The organism is Bailinhaonella thermotolerans (assembly GCF_003594875.1).
Taxonomy (GTDB): domain Bacteria; phylum Actinomycetota; class Actinomycetes; order Streptosporangiales; family Streptosporangiaceae; genus Bailinhaonella; species Bailinhaonella thermotolerans.
Genome location: NZ_QZEY01000006.1, coordinates 292543 through 312069 on the forward strand (window position 1 = coordinate 292543; position 19527 = coordinate 312069).

The 19527-nt window shown below is 75.7% G+C and carries 7 protein-coding genes; 5 read left to right on the top strand and 2 right to left on the bottom strand.

The window, feature by feature from the left end; genetic code table 11:
* Window positions 1-112: 112 nt before the first annotated feature.
* Window positions 113-3544, top strand: coding sequence for an endo-alpha-N-acetylgalactosaminidase family protein (locus D5H75_RS19020; RefSeq protein WP_119927810.1), 3432 nt, complete (start codon window positions 113-115; stop codon window positions 3542-3544).
* Window positions 3545-3636: 92 nt separating this feature from the next.
* Here the strand turns inward: D5H75_RS19020 and D5H75_RS19025 are convergent, their stop codons facing one another.
* A complete protein-coding gene (locus tag D5H75_RS19025; protein WP_119927811.1) occupies window positions 3637-5100 on the bottom strand; it encodes a cytochrome P450 in 1464 nt (487 codons plus the stop codon).
* A complete protein-coding gene (locus D5H75_RS19030) occupies window positions 5100-6494 on the bottom strand; it encodes an FAD-binding oxidoreductase (RefSeq protein WP_119927812.1) in 1395 nt (464 codons plus the stop codon). Before D5H75_RS19030 ends, D5H75_RS19025 begins: the two co-directional genes overlap by 1 nt.
* Before the next feature lie 161 nt (window positions 6495-6655).
* On the opposite strand from D5H75_RS19030, the gene D5H75_RS19035 reads away from it, so the two are divergent.
* The 4 genes from D5H75_RS19035 to D5H75_RS43220 all read left to right on the top strand — a co-directional run bounded on the left by D5H75_RS19035 (window position 6656) and on the right by D5H75_RS43220 (window position 19508).
* Complete coding sequence (locus D5H75_RS19035) at window positions 6656-7165, top strand: hypothetical protein (RefSeq protein ID WP_119927813.1); 510 nt, start codon at window positions 6656-6658, stop codon at window positions 7163-7165.
* 381 nt (window positions 7166-7546) lie between these two features.
* Window positions 7547-8977 (top strand): thioesterase domain-containing protein, encoded by a 1431-nt coding sequence (locus D5H75_RS19040; protein ID WP_202638296.1) that lies wholly within the window; start codon window positions 7547-7549, stop codon window positions 8975-8977.
* Entirely contained in the window at window positions 8974-13977 is a 5004-nt protein-coding gene (locus tag D5H75_RS19045) for a non-ribosomal peptide synthetase (RefSeq protein WP_242454354.1), read from the top strand. The genes D5H75_RS19040 and D5H75_RS19045 overlap by 4 nt, the downstream gene beginning before the upstream one ends.
* Window positions 13977-19508: a type I polyketide synthase gene (locus D5H75_RS43220; protein ID WP_242454355.1), complete on the top strand. Its 5532-nt coding sequence runs from the start codon at window positions 13977-13979 to the stop codon at window positions 19506-19508. The genes D5H75_RS19045 and D5H75_RS43220 overlap by 1 nt, the downstream gene beginning before the upstream one ends.
* Window positions 19509-19527 lie beyond the last annotated feature (19 nt).

A 19527-nucleotide genomic window follows, 5' to 3' on the forward strand; every position in this document is an offset into this window, starting at 1 on the left:
CCCGGTTTCCAAACGTCCAAGCACCCCCGCACGTTTGTCCATTATCAGGGGAAAGGCCCACTGTTATTCATGGGCGCGACGCTTGTTCCTCCCACCCCCAGGAGTCACCGCGATGCGTCCCCTCCGCCCGCGGGCGGCCGCGCTGTGCGTCGCCCTCGCGGCGTCCGGCACGGTCGCCGCCGCACCGGCGGCGGCCTCGGCCGCCCCCCTCACCATCTCCTCCCCCGCCCTCTCGGTCCGCGTGGACGACGCCTTCCCCCGGGTCATCGACTACACGGACCGGGCGAGCGGCGCCGTCATGCACGGCAACGAGGACCCCGTCACCCGGATCCGGGTGAACGGCGCCGACCACACCCCCGCCGTCACCGCGACCGCCGCCACCGACCGCGTGGACTACACCCTGACCTTCTCCGGCGTCACGATCGGCGCCCGGCTCTCGGTCACCGGCTCCGTCGTCGAGTTCCGCGTCACCAAGATCACCGACACGCCCTCGCTGCGCGTCCGGAGCCTGGCCATCCCAGGCCACAACCTCGTCTCGGTCCGCAGCGACCAGCCCGGGGCCGCGCTGGCCACCGCCAGGATGCACACGGCGACCACCGGCACCGGCGACACGTTCACCCCGATCACCGCCGCCACCCCGGCCGACGCGAGCCCGGCCACCGTGATGCTCGCCTTCGCCAGCACCTCCGCGCTCGCCGCCGCGATCGACTCCAACTCGGTGTACGACGCGCCGTCGGGCGGGACCGCCAAGGAGAACGGGCGCGTCGCCAAGCAGGTCGTCGCCAAGTCCTCCTACCGCCGCGCCGGGCTGTGGAGCGGCGACTGGCTGTACCGGGCCTCGGGAGCCGCCGACACCGACACCGAGCCCCTGCCGTACGCCAGGGTCGCGATCACCCGGGACCGCACCGGCGACGGGGCCGTGAACTGGCAGGACGCGGCGGTCGCGCACCGGGACATCTGGACCCCGCCGAAGGGCTGGGAGCACACCGCCGACCGGGTGGTGCAGCGCATCCCGTTCAACTTCGCCTCGCAGGCCACCCACCCGTTCCTGCAGACGCTCGACGAGACCAAGCGGGTCGCGCTGGCCACCGACGGGCTCGGGCAGTTCGTGCTGCTCAAGGGGTACGGCTCGGAGGGGCACGACTCGGCGCATATGGACTACGGGTACGTCGGGCCCAAGCAGGGCGGCGCGGCGGACCTGCGCACGCTCACCGAGAAGGGCGCCGCCTACAACGCCGACTTCGGGGTGCACGTGAACGCCACCGAGGAGTACCCGGTGTCGCGCACGTTCGACCCGGCCAAGCACACCGGGACGCTCGGCTGGGACTGGCTGGACCAGTCGTACCACGTGGACACCCGCAAGGACGGGCAGTCCGGCGACCGCCTGGCCCGCCTCAACGCGCTCAAGGCCGCCGCCCCCGGCCTCGCCTTCCTCTACGTGGACGTCTGGTACGGCGACGGCTACGTGTCCCGCAGGCTGGAGCGGGAGATCGGCGGCCTCGGCTGGCAGATCGCCACCGAGTTCCCCGACAAGCTGCTCGACCAGGCGCTGTGGACCCACTGGTCGGCGGACGTGAACTACGGCGGCAGCGACTACAAGGGCGTGAACTCCCAGCTCGCGCGCTTCGTGGCCAACCACGCCAAGGACGACTGGATCGTCCGGCACCCGCTGCTGGGCGGGGCCGAGCTGACGGCGTACGAGGGCTGGCAGGGCAAGAAGGACTTCACCGCGTTCCTGCGGACCACGTTCGCCGTGAACCTGCCGACCAAGTACCTCCAGTCGTCCCCGATCATCCGCTGGACGGCCGACACGATCACGCTGGCCAACGGGGTCACGGCCACCGACGCCGGCGGCACCCGGAAGATCACCGAGGGCGGGCGCGAGGTGCTGCGCGGGAACGCCTACCTGCTGCCGCGCGGTGGCAAGCTCTACCACTGGAACGGCTCCGGCGGCTCGACCACCTGGACCCTCCCGTCCGGGTGGACCTCCCCCAAGCTCTACCGGCTCACCGACACCGGCCGCGTGCACGTGTCCGACCTGACCGTCTCCGGCGGGCAGGTCACGATCAACGCGACCGCGAACACGCCGTACGTCGTCTACGACGGGGCGGCGCCGGCTGTGCCCGACCCGAGGTGGGGCGAGGGCACGCCGGTGAAGGACCCGGGCTTCTACGCGGGCGACCTGAGCCGGTGGACGGTCTCCGGCGGCGGCGCGTCGGTGGCGCGCAACGCCCTGGGCCAGAACGAGCTGCGCATCGCCGCGAACTCCGCCGCGACCGTGTCGCAGCAGCTCACCGGGCTCACCGCGGGCACGTACTCGGCGTCGGTGTGGGTGAGCACGGCCGCCGGGCGGCGCGCGACGCTCACGGTCACCCCCGCGGGCGGGAGCGCCGCCTCCGTCCACGCCGACTCCTCCCCGCTGACCAACCACGTCGGCGGCAGCGAGAAGAACGGCACGACGATGCAGCGGATGAAGGTGCTGTTCGACGTCCCGTCCGGGCAGAGCACGGCGACGCTGGCGCTGTCGGCGGCCACCGGCTCGGGCACGGTGGTGTTCGACGACGTGCGCGTGGTCCGCTCCGGCCGCACGCCGCAGGGGACGCACCTGCTGGTGGAGGACTTCGAGAACGTGGACGCGGGCTGGGGCCCGTTCGCGCACGGCGGCGCGGGCGGCGGCGCGAACGACCCGCGCACCCACATCGCGCAGCGGCACGCGCCGTACACCCAGGCCGGGTGGAACGGCAAGCTCGTGGACGACGTGATCGGCGGGGAGAACTCGCTGAAGTCGCACGAGGAACGCCAGGGCCTGGTCTACCGGACGCTCCCGCAGACGCTGCGGCTCACGGCCGGGCGGCAGTACCGCGTGACGTTCTCCTACGAGGCCGGCCACGGCGACGAGTACGCCTTCGTGATCGGGTCGGGCACGGCGGAGACGACCGTGAACCTCGCCCAGGCGCGGACCCCCGCCACGTTCACCCGGACGTTCACGGCCGGGGCGGACGCGTGGATCGGGGTGCGCAAGCTGACGCCGGAGGGCTCGCGGAACGAGGCCGATCTGATCCTGGACGACCTGGTGGTGGACGACCTGGGCGCGGGCGGCGGGCCCGGCCGCATCCCGCAGTCCGGCATCTCGGTCGAGTCGGTCAGCAGCCAGGACACCGCCACGAACGGCGGCGCGGCCAACGTCCTGGACGGCGACCCCGCCACCCTGTGGCACACGGCCTGGTCGCAGGTGGACCCCGACACCCCCTACCCGCATGAGCTGGTGCTCGACCTGGGCCGGTCGTACTCGGTGTCCTGCCTGCACTACCTCCCCCGCCAGTCGGGGGTGAACGGCCTGGTCGCGGGCTACGAGGTGTACGTCTCGGCGGACGGGGCCACGTGGGGCGCGGCGGCCAGGACCGGCACGTTCGCGGGCGGAACGGCGGAGCAGGACGCCTGCTTCACCGCCCGCCCCGGCCGCTACGTGAAGTTCCGGGCCGTGTCGGGCCAGAACTCCGGCCCCTGGGCGGCGGCCGCCGAACTCAACGTCACCGGGAGCTAACCGCCCTTTACAAAGTAGATCATAATGGTCGCCCGCTTCCCAGGAGGCGGGCGACCTCGCCGTACGGCTCCCGCACGCGAGATCCGGGGAGGTCAGCGGGGGCGGATGGTCATGGGCATGCCGTCGCGGGGTCGCAGGGACAGCAGGGCCCTGGGCTCCGCCGGGCGGGCGGGGGTGAGGGTGTAGCGCTGGAGGATCATCGCGACGGCGACGCGGATCTCCAGGGTGGCCAGATGCGAGCCGATGCAGCGGCGGACCCCGCCGCCGAAGGGGAAATAGGTGTATCTGGACGGGCCGGGGCGGGACGGGTCGAACCGGTCGGGGTCGAAGCGCTCGGGATCCTCCCAGGAGTCCGGGTCGTGGTGGGCGACGTAGGGGAGCATGAACACCGACGTGCCCTTGGGAATGAGGTGACCGCCGAGGTCCACGTCGCGCACCGCGCCCCGGGGGAACAGCGGGATCGGCGGGTGGAGCCGCAGGGACTCGTCCACCACCTGGCGGAGGTAGGGCATCTTCGCCAGGTCGTCGGCGGTGGGCGCGCGGCCCGCGAGCACGTCGTCGATCTCCGCGACCAGCCGCCGCCGCACCCGCGGGTGGGTGGCCACGGCGTAGAGCGCCCAGGCCAGCCCGCACCCGGTCGTCTCGTGCCCGGCGAGGAAGTGCGTCTTCAGCTCGTCCCGCACCTGCTCCCGCGTCCACGGCCGCCCCGTCGCCGGGTCCACGGCGTCCAGCAGCGCCGCCGCCAGCACCTGCCCCTCCTCAGGCCCGCCCGCGCGGCCCGCGCCGGCCTCCGCGACCCCGCCCGCGCGGTCCGCGCCCGCCCCTCCGTCCCGGCCCGGGACGGGCACGCTCGGCCCGTCGCCGGGCCCATCGCCGGGCCCGTCGGCCGTGCGGCCGGTGACGGGGCAGCGGGACGCGGAGTGCGCGTCGATCACCTCGTCCATGGCGGCGTCGATGACCCGCCGGCTCCAGCGCACGCGCCGGGGATAGGGGGCGGGGAACCAGGACGGGAGGAGCTGGCCGGGCGCGCCGGGGATCATGGCGGGGGCGGCGAAGGCCACCGCCGGGACCAGGTCGCCCGCGCGGGGACGCGGGTCCGCGCCGAGGATGACGCGCCCGACGACGCCCATGGCCAGGCGCATCATCTCCGGGACGATGTCCACGGGGCCGCCGCCCGCGGCCGGGCCCGCCCAGCGGCGGCGCAGGTCCTCGACGCACTCGGCGATCAGCGGGACGGACTCGTGCAGGACGCCGTGCCGGAAGAACGGCTGCGCGACGGCGCGCCGCATGCGCCAGGCCTCGCCGTCGGCGGTGAGGAGCCCCTCGCCGAAGAACAGCCGGAAGCGGTCGTAGAAGACCCCGCGCGTGAAGTTCTCGCCGTTGTCCTTGAGGACCCGGCGCACCAGGTCGGGCTCGGTGACCTGGTGGACCCGGTAGGGGCCGACGCGGTAGCGGACCACGCCGCCGTAGGTCCGGCGCAGCTCCATGAGCAGGCCGGCCTGGTCCTCGCGGAAGCGGCGGACCGGCACCCCGCCGCGCGGTCCCGGGGCGCGCATCAGCGGCCCCGCACGGTCTTGTCGAAGGTGCTCGGGAGCCGCCCGCCGGGGTCGTAGGCGGCCTTGAGCTCGCGGAACCCCTCGCCGTTGTAGAGCCGCCAGAACTCCTCCTCGGAGTAGTAGGCGGTGGAGTAGAGCGGCTTGAGCCCGCCCAGCTCGGTGATGCGCCGCTCGATGAGGCGGTCGTGGTGGCCGGGCTCCTGGCCGGGGCGCAGCTCGACCTTCCACCAGAAGCCGGCGCTGACGTAGAGGCGGCCGGGGTCCATGGGGTAGATCGTCATGGGCGTGCGGGTCAGCATGGGGCACAGCCAGACGGGCCGGATGCCGATCTCCCGGTCGAAGAACTCCAGGAAGTCCGGGACGGCCTCGGCGGGCACGTCGGCGTCCTGGATCACCCACTCGAACCGCCGCCCGCGCAGCCGGTTGGCCCGGTCGGTCAGGCCGAGGCGCCGGTCGAAGAACAGCAGCCGCCGGTAGACGTCCGAGCGGCGCAGCCGGCGCGGCCAGGCGCGGCGGATGAGGGGGCGCTCCAGGCCGAAGTAGCGCGCGGCCCAGAACATGTCGGTGTCCCAGCGCCAGAGGTAGTCGCGGAGCGTCAGGAAGTCCTCGGGGCGCTCGCGGATGGACCGGTAGTAGGCGCGCGAGCGGGTGTAGTCCGACACGCGGGGCGCCACGTCCGCCAGCGTGCCCAGCGTCAGGTAGAGCTCGGAGGGCGAGAACGCCACCCCGTCGAGGTAGTCCACCGGCGTCGACTCGAACGCCCCCTCGGCGGCCACCCGGCTCATCACCTCGGTCCACTCCGCGGCCGACCCGAGGCGCAGGTGCCTCAGCCGGACGTACGGCCGCGCGGGGTCGAGCCGGAGCCGCACCCGCAGGGCGTAGCCGAGCGAGCCGAAGGAGTGGGGGAACCCGTGGAACAGGGCGGCGTGCTCGTTGTCGCGCGAGGCGGTCACGACCCGCCCGTCGCCGGTGAGGACCTCCAGCTCCAGCACCGGGTCGTGCGGCAGCCCGGCGCGGAAGGAGGAGGACTCCGCGCCGAGCCCGGCGACCGAGCCGCCCACGGTGATCGTCCGGAAGTCCAGCACCACGGGGGGCACGACGCCGTGGGGCAGCGTGGCGTCCACGAGGTCCTCATAGGTGACCATGCCCTGCACCTCGGCCACCCGGGCCGCCGGATCGACCGACAGCACCCGGTCGAACCCGCTCACGTCCAGCCCCGCGCCGCGCCGCGGGTCGCGGGGGCGGAAGAGGTTGGACGTGGGTTTGGCCAGGCGGACCGGCTCCGACGCCGGGATCGCGCGGTAGCTCTCGCGGAGCCGCGCGACGGCCTTCTCGTGGGCCCGCCGCGGGGAGTCCTCGCGGGGCTTCTCGTCTGGGGGGAGAGGAACGGGCATGACCTTCCTCCGATCGAGTCGCCCTCAATCTACCCCACGCCGCCGACGATTTTCGATTTGTTTTCGATTCCCGTCGACGGGGCCGCCGATTGCCCATATCGATGCGGAGAGTAGTCGCGCCATCGCATACTGCTGTCATCGGTTACCGACTAGGAGGATCGATGCACGCACCCGTCCGTGTCCTCGGCGCGCTGGCCGCGTTCTCGCTGCTGTTCAGCGGGTCCGCCGTCGCGTCCGCGCACGCCCCCAAGCCCCCGCTCCCCAAGCCTCCCGGCCAGGCGAAGAGCCGGGCCAAGAGCGACGCCGCCGGGGTCGTCGGCGCCCCGGCCAAGGCCAAGCTCCGCCGGATCGTCTGCACCCCCAGGGTGCACAACCCTCACAAGTCCCACCACGTGCCCGGCACGGTCAACGTGGTCGCGACCGTCCAGTGCACCGCGCCCGTCCCCCTGATCGCCATCCGCACCGCGCTGTACCGCAACGGCCGGCTGGTCAAGGACTCCGGTCAGAAGAACGTCCGCAACGCCGCGAAGGCGTCGAACAACGCGGCCGAGAAGTGCCACAGCGCCGCCTACCGCGGCTGGATGGCCTACCACGTGCGCTTCCCCGCCGGATACCGCCCGCCGTCGGGCGGCAGCTCCGGCTTCGGGGCCGAGGTCCGCATCGCCTGCTGACCCCCTCCCCGCTCCCGGACGGCTCCGGTACGGCCCGGCGGACGCCTCCGCCGGGCCGTACGCGTGCCCTCGCGCTGTCCGAAACCCGGGTATCGGACTACTTCGCACGGTGAGCGCGCCGACTCCTACGGCGAAAATCCGCAAATCCCGGCGAACTTCCAGGTGGTGACTTCCATCGGGAACGGCCCCCGCCCGGAAATCTGACTTTCCTGAAATTCGTATTTCCGTCATAGGCCGACTAAGGCCAAATTTCCCGCTATCGACAGCCCGGGGTGCGGTCGGTATCAATAGTCGAGGATTCGACGAAGAGGTCTTCCGACGGCCTGCTTCCGTGGCGGACGATCCCCGCGCGGGCGCGGGTAGCGACGCGGGGAGTTGGATTTGGCCACAAGCCGAACGCCCGCACGGGAAGGCTGGTTCGGAGCGTTCCCCCCGCCGCGATCGGGGGATCCCGCTCTGTTCTGCCTCCCTTACGCGGGTGGTGACGCGACCGCTTTCTGGTCCTGGCGGGACGCGCCGGGGCTCAGCCCGCAACCGCTTCACCTGCCCGGCCGGGACGGCCTGAGCGCCCACGTCCCGCCGCCCGACCCCCGCGCGGTCGCCCGCGCGGTCGCCCGCGCGGTCGCGGAGCGCGTGGCGGGCCGCCGGCCGTACGCGATCTACGGGCACAGCATGGGCGCGCGGCTCGGCTTCGAGGTGGCCAGGGAGCTGCGCCGCGCGGGCGTGGCCCCGCCGCTGGCGCTGTTCGCCGGGGCCTCGCACCCGCCGCACCTGGACGAGCCGGTGGCCGCGCTCGCCGGGCTGGACGAGGACCGCTTCATCGGGCGGCTCATCGCCCGTGTCGGCGCGCCCGAGGCGCTGCGCGACGACCCCGACCTGCGCGAGATGCTGCTGCCCGCGATCCGCGCGGACCTGGCCTGGCTCCAGGGATACCGGTACGCCGAGGAGGAGCCGCTGCCCTCGCCGGTCGTGGCACTGGCCGGCGAGGACGACCGGGAGGTCCCGCCGGGCCTCATGCTGGGCTGGGCCCGGCACACCTCGTCCCGGTTCCTGCTGCGCACGCTGCCGGCCGGGCACTACTTCCTCAACACCCACCCGGACCTGGCCGCCGCGATGGTCGCCGCCGAGCTGGCCGGCGCCCCGCCGGGGCCGCCGGAGGCCGACGAGGTGCACGTCTGGCTGGCGCGGCTCGACGCGATGCCGGGCGCGTGCGCCGCCGTGGACGAGCTCTCCCCGGGCGAGGCGCGGCGGGCCGCCGGCCTCCCGCCAGGGACCGACCGGCGGCGGTACGTCGGGCGGCGCGTGACGCTGCGGCGGCTGCTGGCGCGCTACGGCGCGGACCCGGCGGGCGGGGAGATCCCGGTCGCGCCGGGCGGCGGGCCGTACGCCGGCGACCTGCGGTTCAGCGTGGGCCACTCCGGCGGGATCCTGCTCGTCGCGGTCGCCCGGGGCCAGGCGGTGGGGGTGGGCGTGGAGCGGCCGCGGCCGGGCGCGCCGGGCCAGGACGCCCCCGGCGGCGGGGAACGCGGCCCGCTCGGCGGGGCCCCCGGGGAGACGGAGACCCGGCTCGCCCTCCGGTCGCGGGCGGCCGCCGAGGCGCTGCGCAAAGCGGCCGGGGACGGGCCGGATCCGGACGGGTCAGGCGCCCCGCCCCGGACCCCGCGCGCCGCCGCCGGGCCGGAGCGGCCGGAGCGGCCTTTGGGGTGGCGGGTGACGCACCTGCCGCTGGACGGCGCGACCGCGGCCGTGGCCGTACGGCGGGAGCGGTGGCGACTGCGGTTCGAGACCCTGGTGGAGGACGCGCGACCGTGAGCACGCTGGGCGAACTCATCGTGGCGCAGGCTGCCCGCACGCCGGGCGCCGTCGCGATCCGGCAGTGGGACACCCGGATGACGTACGGCGCGCTCGCGGAGGCCGCGCTGAACCTGGCCGCCGAGCTGCGGCGGCGCGGCGTCGGGCCCGAGACGCGGGTGGGGGTCTGCGCGCGGCGCACGCCGCTCATGCCCGTCTCGGCGCTGGGGATCATGCTGGCCGGGGGCGCGTACGTCCCCCTCGACCCGGCCCACCCGCGCGACCGCCTCACCGGCGTCATCGAGGACGCCGGCATCGGGATCGTCGTCGCGGACGCCCCCGGCCGGGCGCTGCTGGCCGGGGCCCCCGCCGTCCTCCTCGACCCGTCCGCGGCGCCGCCCTCCCCCGGTTCGCCCCCCGGCCCGGCCGCAGGATCGCCCCCCGGCGCGACGCCGCGTGAGCCGTACGGCCCGGCCGGGCCCGGCAACGCCGCGTACGTGCTCTACACCTCGGGCTCGACGGGGCGGCCGAAGGGCGTGGTGGTGAGCCATCGCAGCGCGGTGGCGTTCGTGACGATGGCGGCGGAGTCCTTCGGCCTGGACGCCTCGTGCCGGTCGATCGCGTTCTCGGCGCTGGGGTTCGACGTGTCGGTGCTGGACATGTTCGCGCCGCTGACCCGGGGCGGGGCGGTCCAGCTCGTGCCGGACGAGGACCGGGTGGACCCCGGGCGGCTGCGGCGGTTCCTGCGGGAGCACGACGTGACGTGGGGGTTCATCCCGCCGGCGCTGCTGCCGCTGCTGGACCCCCGGGAGCTGCCGGAGCTGCGGGACCTGGTGACGGCCGGGGAGCCGCCGGGGCCTGAGCAGGTGGCGCGGTGGGCGGCCCCGGGACGCCGGTTCCACAACTGGTACGGCCCGACCGAGACCACGGTCTGCGTGGTCGGCACCGAGCTGACCGGCGAGTGGGACAGGCCGCTGCCGATCGGGCACGCCCTGCCCGGCTGCACCGCGCACATCCTGGACGAGGACATGCGCCCGTGCCCGCCGGGCGTCGCGGGCGAGCTGCACATCGGCGGCCCCCAGGTCGCGCGGGGCTACCTGAACCGGCCCGGCCTGACCGCCGCTCGGTTCGTGCCCGACCCCTTCTCCGGCGAGCCGGGCGCGCGGCTGTACAAGACGGGCGACCAGGTGCGGTGGGAGCCGGACGGGCGGATCGGGTTCGTCGGCCGGCTCGACCGCCAGGTCAAGATCCAGGGCCAGCGCGTGGAGCTGGGCGAGGTCGAGTCGGTCCTGCGCGCGCACCCCTCCGTGCTGCAGGCCGTCGCGGACGCCTCCGGGGGCGAGCTGGTCGCCTACCTGACCCCGGCGGACGCGCCCGATCTGCCCGGGGTGCGGGAGTACTGCGCGCGGCGGCTCCCGCCGTACATGATCCCCACCCGGGTGGTCCGGCTCGACGTCCTCCCCCTGAACCCCTCGGGCAAGGTGGATCTGCGCGCCCTGTCGGCCCCGCCCGCAGGCGGCCCGCCCTCCGGCGCGTCGGAGCTGGAGGAGGAGCACGGCGGGGCCGGGGCCGCCGTGACGCGGATCTGGGCGCGGGTGCTGGAGGTCGCGGGCGGGCCGGACCCCGCCGACGGCTTCCTCGCGTCCGGCGGGCACTCGCTGCGGGCGATGCGGCTGGTCTCGGCCGTGCGCGAGGAGCTGGGCCGCGAGATCGGCGTCGAGGACGTGTACGCCGCGCGGACCCTGGGCGGGTTGATCGAGCGGGTCGCCGCGCTGGAGGAGGGCTCGCGGGCGGCGATCACCACGGGGAACGCGCCCCGGCTGACGGCGGCGCAGCGGCGGATGTGGTTCGTGGAACGGCTGGCGCCGGGCACCCCCGCCCACAACATCGCGATGGCCGAGCGGATCCGGGGACCGCTGGACGCCGGGGCGCTGCGGCGGGCGCTGGGCGCGGTCCTGGCGCGGCACGAGGTGCTGCGCTGGCGGGTGCCCGAGCGGGACGGCATGCCGTACGTCGAGGTGGCGCCGCCGGGCGAGGCCGGGCTCCCGGTGGAGGAGCTGCCCGAGGAGGCCGTGGAGGGGCTGCTCGCCGCCGAGGCCGCGACGCCGTTCGACCTGGCCCGGGGGCCGCTGGTGCGGGCCCGGCTCGCCCGGCTCGCGCCGGACGACCACGTGCTGGCGGTGACCGCGCACCACATCGTGTTCGACGGCTGGTCGCAGGACGTCTTCTACCGCGACCTGGCCAGGGCGTACGCCGGGGAGGCGCTGCCCCCTCCGGAGACGGGGTTCGCCGACTACGCGGCCTGGCTCGCCGGGCGCGAGGCGGACGCGGACCCGGCCTGGTGGCGGGAGCACCTGGCGGACGCGCCCACCGCGCTCGACCTGCCGCTGGACGCCGAGCGCCCGGCGATCCAGACCTTCCGGGGGGCGGCGGCGCGCGGGGCGATCCCGCCGGAGACCGCCGCGGCCGTGCGCGCGGTGTCGGCCCGGGCGGGCGCGACGCCGTACGCCGTGCTGCTGGCGGCCTTCGGGCGGCTGCTCGGGCACCTGACCGGGCGGGACGACCTCGTCGTGGCCGCGCCGTACGCCGACCGGGCGCACGCGGCGTTCGAGCCGCTGGCCGGGTGCCTGCTCCAGATCCTGCCGCTGCGGCTGCGGCTGTCCGGGGCGGCGAGCTTCACCGAGCACGTGAGGGGGTGCGCGCGGGAGCTGGCCGAGGCGGTGGCGCACTGCGACGTGCCGCTCCAGCGGATCGTGGACGAGCTGGGCGTGCCGCGCGACCTGGCCAGGTCGCCGCTCACGCAGGTCATGTTCAACATGTACAACTTCGCCGGGGCCCGGCTGCGGCTGCCCGGCTGCGAGGCCGAGCCGCTGGCGCCCGGGCTGCCGGGCTCGCTGTTCGACCTCACGCTGTACGTCAGCGAGGACGACGGCGGCGGGATGGCGCTCCAGGCGGTCTACAACCCCGACCTGTTCTCGGCGGCGCGGATCGAGCGGCTGCTCGCCGACTACGTCGCGCTGCTGGGCGCGCTGGCGGCCGACCCCGAGCGCCCGGCGGGGCGGTCCGGGCCGCCCCCGGCGGTGGACCGCTCGCGCCCGCTCCCCCGCGCGGCGGCGTCCGCCGGGTCCGCCGGGTCCGCCGGAGAGCCGGGGGTGGTCGAGCTGGTGACGGCCGCGGCGACGACCGGGCCGAACGCGGCGGCGGTGAGCGGGGCGGGCGGCGTCCTCAGCCGGTCCGGCGTGCTGGCGCTGGCCCGCCGTACGGCCGTCGCCGTGGAGAAGGCCGGGCTCGCGCCGGGCAGCCCCCCGGACGGGGAGCCGGCGTGCGTGGGCGTGGTGGCCGCACGGGACGCCGCGCTGCCCGCCCTCCTGCTCGGGGTGCTCTCGTCCGGGGCGCGCTGGGCGGTGCTCGACGCCGCGCTGCCGCCCCGCGTGCTCGCCCGGCAGGCGGCCGCCGCCGGGGCCCGCGGCCTGCTGCTCTGCCCGGGCACGGCCGTGCCGGGCACGCTGGCGCACCTCCCGGTGATCGAGCTCGCCGAGAGCGAGGCCGACCACGCCCCCGCCCCGCCCGGGGCGCGCGGCTACCTCGCCTTCACCTCGGGCACCACCGGCGATCCCAAGCCCGTCGTCACGCCGGAACGGCCCCTGGCCCACTTCCTCGCCTGGTATCCCCGGGAGTTCGGCCTCGGCCCGAGGGACCGTTTCGCGATGCTGTCGGGCCTGGCCCACGACCCGCTCCTGCGGGACGTGTTCACGCCCCTGGCGCTCGGCGCCGCCCTGTGCGTGCCGCCCCAGGACCTCCTGCGCGACCCGGCCCGCCTCCTCGCCTGGCTCCGCGCGGAGGAGATCACCGTCGCCCACCTCACCCCCCAGCTCGCCCGGCTGCTGTACGGCGTGCCGGGGGCGGCGCCCCTCCCCCGGCTCCGGCTGGCGGCGCTGGCCGGAGACCGCCTGTTCGAGGCCGACGCCGCGCGGCTGCGCCGCCTGGCCCCGGCCGCCCGTCTCGTCAACCTCTACGGCGCGACCGAAACCCCACAGGCTCAGGCGTACCACGACATTCCTGACGTACCGGAAACCTCCCGTCCCATTCCGGTGGGCCGCGGCATCCCCGGTTCCCGCGTGTTCGTCGCCGCCCTCCCCCCGCCGGGCCGTACGGCGTGCGGGGCGGGGCCCGGCCGGGTCGCGGGCGTCGGCGAGCTGGGCGAGGTGGTGATCGAGGGGGAGCACCTGGCGCTGGGGTACCTGGGCGACCCGGAGCTCACGCGGGCGCGGTTCGGGGACGGGTTCTACCGGACCGGGGACCTGGGACGGCACCGCCCCGACGGGAGCGTGGAGATCGCCGGGCGCGCCGACGCGCAGGTGAAGGTGCGCGGGTTCCGGGTGGAGCCGGGCGAGGTCGAGGCGGCGCTGCTGGCGCTCGACGAGGTGAGCGCGGCGGCCGTGGTGCCGGTGCCCGACGGGGACGCCGAGGTGTCGCTGCGGGCCTACGTGGTGCCGTCGGGCCCGTCGGTCCGGGTCGCCGCGGTGCTGGAGCGGCTGCGGGAGACGCTGCCGGGGCACGCGGTGCCCGCGGAGGTAGTGCCGCTGCCCGCCCTACCGCTCACCGCCAACGGGAAGCTGGACCGGGCCGCCCTGCCCGCGCCCCGCGCCATCGCCGCGCCGCGCCCGGCCGGGGAGGCGGTCACCCCTGAGGAGCGCGCGATCGCCGCGGTGTGGCGGGAGGTGCTGCGGCGGCCCGTCGTGGGCGTGGACGACAACTTCTTCGAGCTGGGCGGGCACTCGATGGCGCTCGCGCAGGTGCAGGCGGCGCTGGGGCGGGTGCTCGGGCGGGACGTGCCGATGGTGGACCTGTTCCGGTTCCCGAGCGTGCGGGCGCTGGCGCGGCACCTGGCCCGCGAGGGGCCCGGCGACCCCGGGGGCGGCTCCCCGGGCGGCGGACACGACTTGGCGGCGGCGGCGCGCAGGAGTGCGGTGCGGCGGGCGCGCAAGCAGATGAGGATCCCGAGATCAGGAGGCAGTTGATGGCGTTCGACGAGGAGCAGCCGGCCGTCGAGCCGATCGCGGTGGTGGGGCTCGCGGCCCGCATGCCGGGGGCCGCGGACTGGCGCGCGTTCTGGCGGAACCTGTGCGACGGGGTCGAGTCGATCCGCTTCTACACCCTTGAGGAGCAGGCGGCGCTGGGGGTCGCCGAGACCCGGCTGAAGGACCCCGGGTTCGTCCCGGCGGCGGTGGTCCTGGAGGACCACGACATGTTCGACGCCGCGTTCTTCGGCATGTCGGCGCGGGAGGCGGAGCTGCGGGACCCCGAGCACCGCCTGTTCCTGGAGCTGGCCCACACGGCGCTGGAGGACGCCGGGTACAACCCTGAGGACTACGACGGCGAGATCGGGGTGTACGCCGGGATCGGGTCGCCGACGTACGCGTGGATGAACATCCGCCGCAACCCCTCGGCGTACGCCACGGCGGGCTGGCTCGGGGTCATGGTGGCCAACCACGCCGACTACTGCGCCACGCTCACGTCGTACAAGCTGAACCTGCGCGGCCCCAGCTACACGCTGCACACGGCCTGCTCGACGTCGCTGGTCACGGTGCACGTGGCGTGCGAGGCGCTGCGCGGCGGCGAGTGCGACATGGCCGTCACCGGCGGCGCGATGATCGAGATGCCGCAGGAGCACGGCTACATCTACGACGACGAGGGCATCGTCTCCCCCGACGGCCACTGCCGCACGTTCGACGAGAAGGCGGCGGGCACGATCTGGGGCAGCGGCGGCGGGGTCGTCGTGCTCAAGCGGCTGTCGGACGCCATCGCCGACGGGGACCACATCCGCGCGGTGATCCTGGGCAACGCGATCAACAACGACGGCGCGAGCAAGGTCGGGTTCTCCGCGCCGAGCCAGGAGGGCCAGGCCGCGGTGATCGCGCAGGCCCTCGGGGTGGGCGGCGTGGACCCGCGGACCGTGACGTACGTCGAGGCGCACGGCACCGGGACCCACATGGGCGACCCGATCGAGGTCGCGGCGCTGTCCAGCGTGTTCCAGCGGGAGACCGAGGACGCGGGCTGGTGCGCGATCGGCTCGGTCAAGACCAACATCGGGCACCTGGGCCAGGCGGCCGGCATCGCCAGCTTCATCAAGGCCGTGCTGGCGACCGAGAAGGGCGTGATCCCGCCGAGCCTGCACTACACCGCGCCCAACCCCAAGATCCCGTTCGGCGAGAACCCCTTCTACGTCAACGCCAAGCTGTCCGACTGGCGGCCGGAGGGGATGCCGCGCCGGGCCGGGATCAGCTCGTTCGGCATCGGCGGCACCAACGCGCACGCGGTGATCGAGGAGCCGCCGGCGGTGGAGCGGGAGCCGCGCGAGATCCGCCCCGCCCACCTGCTGCGGGTCTCGGCGCGCAGCGAGTCCGCGCTGACGGCGGCGGTCGAGCGGCTCGCCGCGCACCTGCGCGACAACCCAGACCTGGACCTGGCCGACGTGGCGCACACGCTGCGCGTCGGCCGCAAGGTCTTCGGGCACCGCGCGGCCGTCGCCGCCTCGGACGCCGCCGACGCGGCGGCGGCGCTGACCGACTCCAAGCGCCTGGTCAGCGGGGTCGCGCCGCGGCGTCCCGCGCCGGTGGCGTTCCTCTTCCCCGGGCAGGGCGCGCAGTACGCCGGGATGGGCGCGGAGCTGTACGAGCACGAGCCGGTCTTCCGCGACGCCGTGGACGAGTGCGCCGCCGTGCTCCAGAAGGAGCTGGGCGAGGACATCCGGGAGCTGATGTTCGCGACCGGCGACGAGGCCGAGGAGCGGCTGCGCCGCACGGAGATCACCCAGCCGGCGCTGTTCACGATCGAGTACGCCCTGGCGGCGCTCTGGCGCTCCTGGGGCGTCGAGCCCGCCGGGATGATCGGCCACAGCATCGGGGAGTACGTCGCCGCGACCCTGGCCGGGGTGTTCGCGCTGCCGGACGCGCTGCGGCTGGTCGCCACGCGGGGACGGCTCATGGGGAGCATGCCGCCGGGCTCGATGCTGGCCGTGCAGCTCGACGCGGACGAGGTCCGGGGGCGGCTGCCCGACGGGGTGTCGGTGGCGACGGTGAACGCGCCGGGCACCTGCGTGGTCGCCGGGCCGTCCGCGCTGGTCTCGGAGCTGGCGGTGCGGCTGGCCGAGGAGGGGGTCGGGGCCACGCGGCTGCGGACCTCGCACGCCTTCCACTCGGCGATGATGGACCCGATCCTCGGGGAGTTCCACGCCGCGGTCGCCGCCGTGGAGCGGCACGCGCCCGCGCTGCCGTTCTTGTCGAACGTCACCGGCGGGTGGATCACCGCCGAGGAGGCGGCCGACCCGGCGTACTGGACGCGGCACCTGCGCGAGGCCGTCCGGTTCGGCGACTGCGTGGGCACGCTGCTGGCGGACCTGGCCGGCGAGGGCGCCCCGCTGTTCCTGGAGTGCGGGCCGGGCGGGCAGCTCGGCGGCCTGGTCAGGGGGCGGCTGCCGCGCGAGGCGGCGCGCCCGCTGACCAGCCTGCCCAAGACGGCAGGGGGCGAGTCGGCGGCGATCCGCACGGCCGCCGGGGCGCTGTGGACCGCCGGTCACGCGCCCGAGGTCACCGCCGCCCCGGGGTACCGCGTGCCGCTGCCGACGTACCCGTTCGAGCGCAAGCGGTACTGGGTCGAGCCCGACCCCGGCGTCGGCGACCCGGAGAAGGCGGTCGAGCGCGCCCGCAGCGGGGCCCTGCCGCTGGAGGAGTGGTTCTCGCTGCCGTCCTGGCGGCGGCTCCCGCCCGTCCTGACCGCGGGCGAGCCGCTCGGCCGCTGCCTGGTGTTCGACGACGGCTCGGGCGTGGCGGAGGAGCTGGCCGCCGCCGGCGCGGACGTCGTCCTGGTACGGCCGGGCGCGGCGTACGGCCGCACGGCCCCGGCCGGCGGCGCCGTGAACGGCGCGGGGAACACCGCGGCGAACGGCACCGCGAACGGCACGGCGAACGGCACGGCGAACGGCGCGGGGAACGGCACGGCGACGGCGAACGGCGCGGGGAACGGCCACGGCGGGGTCCGCGAGACATACACGCTGCGGCCGGGGGCGCGGGAGGACTACGAGGCGCTGCTCGCGGACCTGGGCGACCCGCCCGCGCGGATCGTGCACGCCTGGGCGGCCGGCGAGGCTCCGGCACAGGGCGCGGAAGGCGTGTGGGAGGCGCAGGAGCTGGGCTTCTTCAGCCTGCTCGCGCTCGTGCAGGCGCTCGCGCCCGCGCAGCCCGCCGTGCGGCTGGACGTGCTCACCCGCGGCACGGTCGAGGTGACCGGCGGCGACCTGGCCCGTCCCGAGCACGCGACCGTCGCCGGGATCGCGCGCGTGGTGCCGCTGGAGGCGCCCTGGCTGACCGTCACCCACCTCGACCTGGACCCGGCCGCGCCCGCGGCGGGCCTGCTCCCCGCGCTCACCGCCGCCGGGCCGCACGACGACCTGGTGGCCCTGCGCGGCGGGCGGCGCTGGTCGCGGACGTACGAGCCGGTCGCGCTCCCGGAGAGCGCGGAGGGGGCCCCGGCGCCGCTGCGCGACGAGGGCGTGTACGTGATCACCGGCGGGCTGGGCGGCATCGGCATCACGATCGCCGAGGACCTGGCCGTACGGCACCGCGCCCGGCTCGTCCTGACCTCCAGGTCCGGGCTGTCGGGGGGCGGGGGCCGGGCCGCGCGCGCCCGCGCCGCCGTACAGCGCATGGAGCGGGCCGGGGCCGCGGTGCTCGTGCTGGCGGCCGACGTGACCAGCGCGGACGACATGCGGCGGGTGCGTGAGGAGGCCGTCGCCCGGTTCGGCCGGGTGGACGGGATCGTGCACGCGGCCGGGCTGCCCGGCGGCGGCATGGCCGAGATCAAGGAGCGGGCCGCCGCCGAGGCGGTGCTGAGGCCCAAGCTGCTCGGGCCGATCGCGCTGCGGGAGGCGTTCGGCGACCTGGACCTGGACTTCGTGCTGCTGTGCTCGTCGGTGACGGCGATCGCGGGCGGGTTCGGGCAGGTGGACTACTGCGGCGCGAACAACTTCCTCGACTCCTACGCGGCCACCTGGCCCGGCGCGGTCTCGGTCAACTGGGGCGCGTGGCTGGAGGTGGGCATGGCCGCCGAGGTGGACGCGCCCGCGGCCTTCCGGGGTCTGCAGCGCGGGGAGCGGGTCGAGCCGATCGACCACCCGATCCTGGAGTCCCGGCACGAGGGCCCGCCGGTCGCGTGCACCGCGACGATCGCGCCGGACACGCACTGGGTGCTGGACGAGCACCGGATGGAGGACACCGCCATCCTGCCCGGCACGGCGTACATGGAGACGGCCCGCTGCGCCTTCGCCGAGTCCTTCCCCGCGCCTGCGGACGGGATGGCGGTCGAGCTGCGCGACGTCGCCTTCCTCGAACCGCTGGCCGTCCCCGACGGGTCGTCGGCCGAGCTGCGGGTGGAGTTCGGCGACGCGGCCGAGGGCGTGGACTTCGAGATCACCAGCGACCTGGACGGCGTGCGGCGCACGCACGCGCGCGGCAACGCGGCCTGGGTCGAGCCGGGCCCGGCGCCGGTGACGGACCTGGCGGCGGTGGAGGCCCGGTGCGGGCTGGGCGGCGGCGAGGGCGGGGTCTCCCTGTCGAGCCTGCTGACCTTCGGGCCGCACTGGCGCAACCTGCGCCGCTGGCACGCCGGGCAGGGCGAGGCGCTGGCCCTGCTGGAGGCGCCTCCGGTCAGCGAGGACGAGCTGCACCGCTGGGTGCTGCACCCGGCGATCCTGGACGAGGCCACCTCGTTCGCGCGCAGCGAGGCCGAGGGTCACTTCCTCCCGCTGGGGTACGGCCGGCTGGTCGTCCGCGCGCCGCTGCCCGCCCGGGTCTGGAGCCACCTGCGGTTCCGCGACGCCGGGAGCGGCGAGGTGATCGCCTGCGACGTGTCGCTGCTGGACGACTCCGGCCGCGAGGTCGCCGGGATCTCCGAGTACGTCCTCCGGCGCATCGACGCCTCCGCCGTGGCCGCGAACGTGGCCGCCACCGAGGCGGCCGCCTCGTCCTCCCCCGCCGCGCCGCAGGAGCAGCAGGCCGCGCCCGGCGAGGGCATCCGCCCGGCCGACGGGGCCGAGGCGTTCCGGCGGCTGCTCGCCGTGCCGCTCGGCACGCAGGTCGCCGTGGTCGCCACCCCGCTGGAGGAGTTCGTATGGCGGGCCCGCGAGGTCACCCAGGACAAGGTCGAGACGGCGGCGACCGCCGCCGACCGGCCCGCCGCGGCCACCCGCGAGGGGTACGTCGCGCCGCGCACCGAGCTGGAGGCCGCGGTGGCCCGGCTGTGGGGCGCGGTGCTGGGCGGCGACATCGGGGCCGAGGACGACTTCTTCGACCTCGGCGGCAACTCGCTGGTCGCCGTGCAGCTCATCGCGCTCATCCGCAAGGAACTGGGGGTGCGGCTGCCGATGCGCAGCATCTTCGAGGAGCCGACGGTGGCCGGCGTCGCCGCGCTGGTCGAGGAGGCCAGGGCGGAGAACGCGCCGAAGCCCGCCGAGACCACCACGATCACCCGCCAGCCGAGGAGGGCCGATGTCTGAGCAGGTTCCCGAGCGGAAG

Excerpts from the sequence above, each read along its gene's own strand:
- D5H75_RS19020 (WP_119927810.1), top strand. The coding sequence starts at position 113 with ATGCGTCCCCTCCGCCCGCGGGCGGCCGCGCTGTGCGTCGCCCTCGCG.
- D5H75_RS19025 (WP_119927811.1), bottom strand. The coding sequence starts at position 5,100 with ATGCGCGCCCCGGGACCGCGCGGCGGGGTGCCGGTCCGCCGCTTCCGC.
- D5H75_RS19030 (WP_119927812.1), bottom strand. The coding sequence starts at position 6,494 with ATGCCCGTTCCTCTCCCCCCAGACGAGAAGCCCCGCGAGGACTCCCCG.
- D5H75_RS19035 (WP_119927813.1), top strand. The coding sequence starts at position 6,656 with ATGCACGCACCCGTCCGTGTCCTCGGCGCGCTGGCCGCGTTCTCGCTG.
- D5H75_RS43220 (WP_242454355.1), top strand. The coding sequence starts at position 13,977 with ATGGCGTTCGACGAGGAGCAGCCGGCCGTCGAGCCGATCGCGGTGGTG.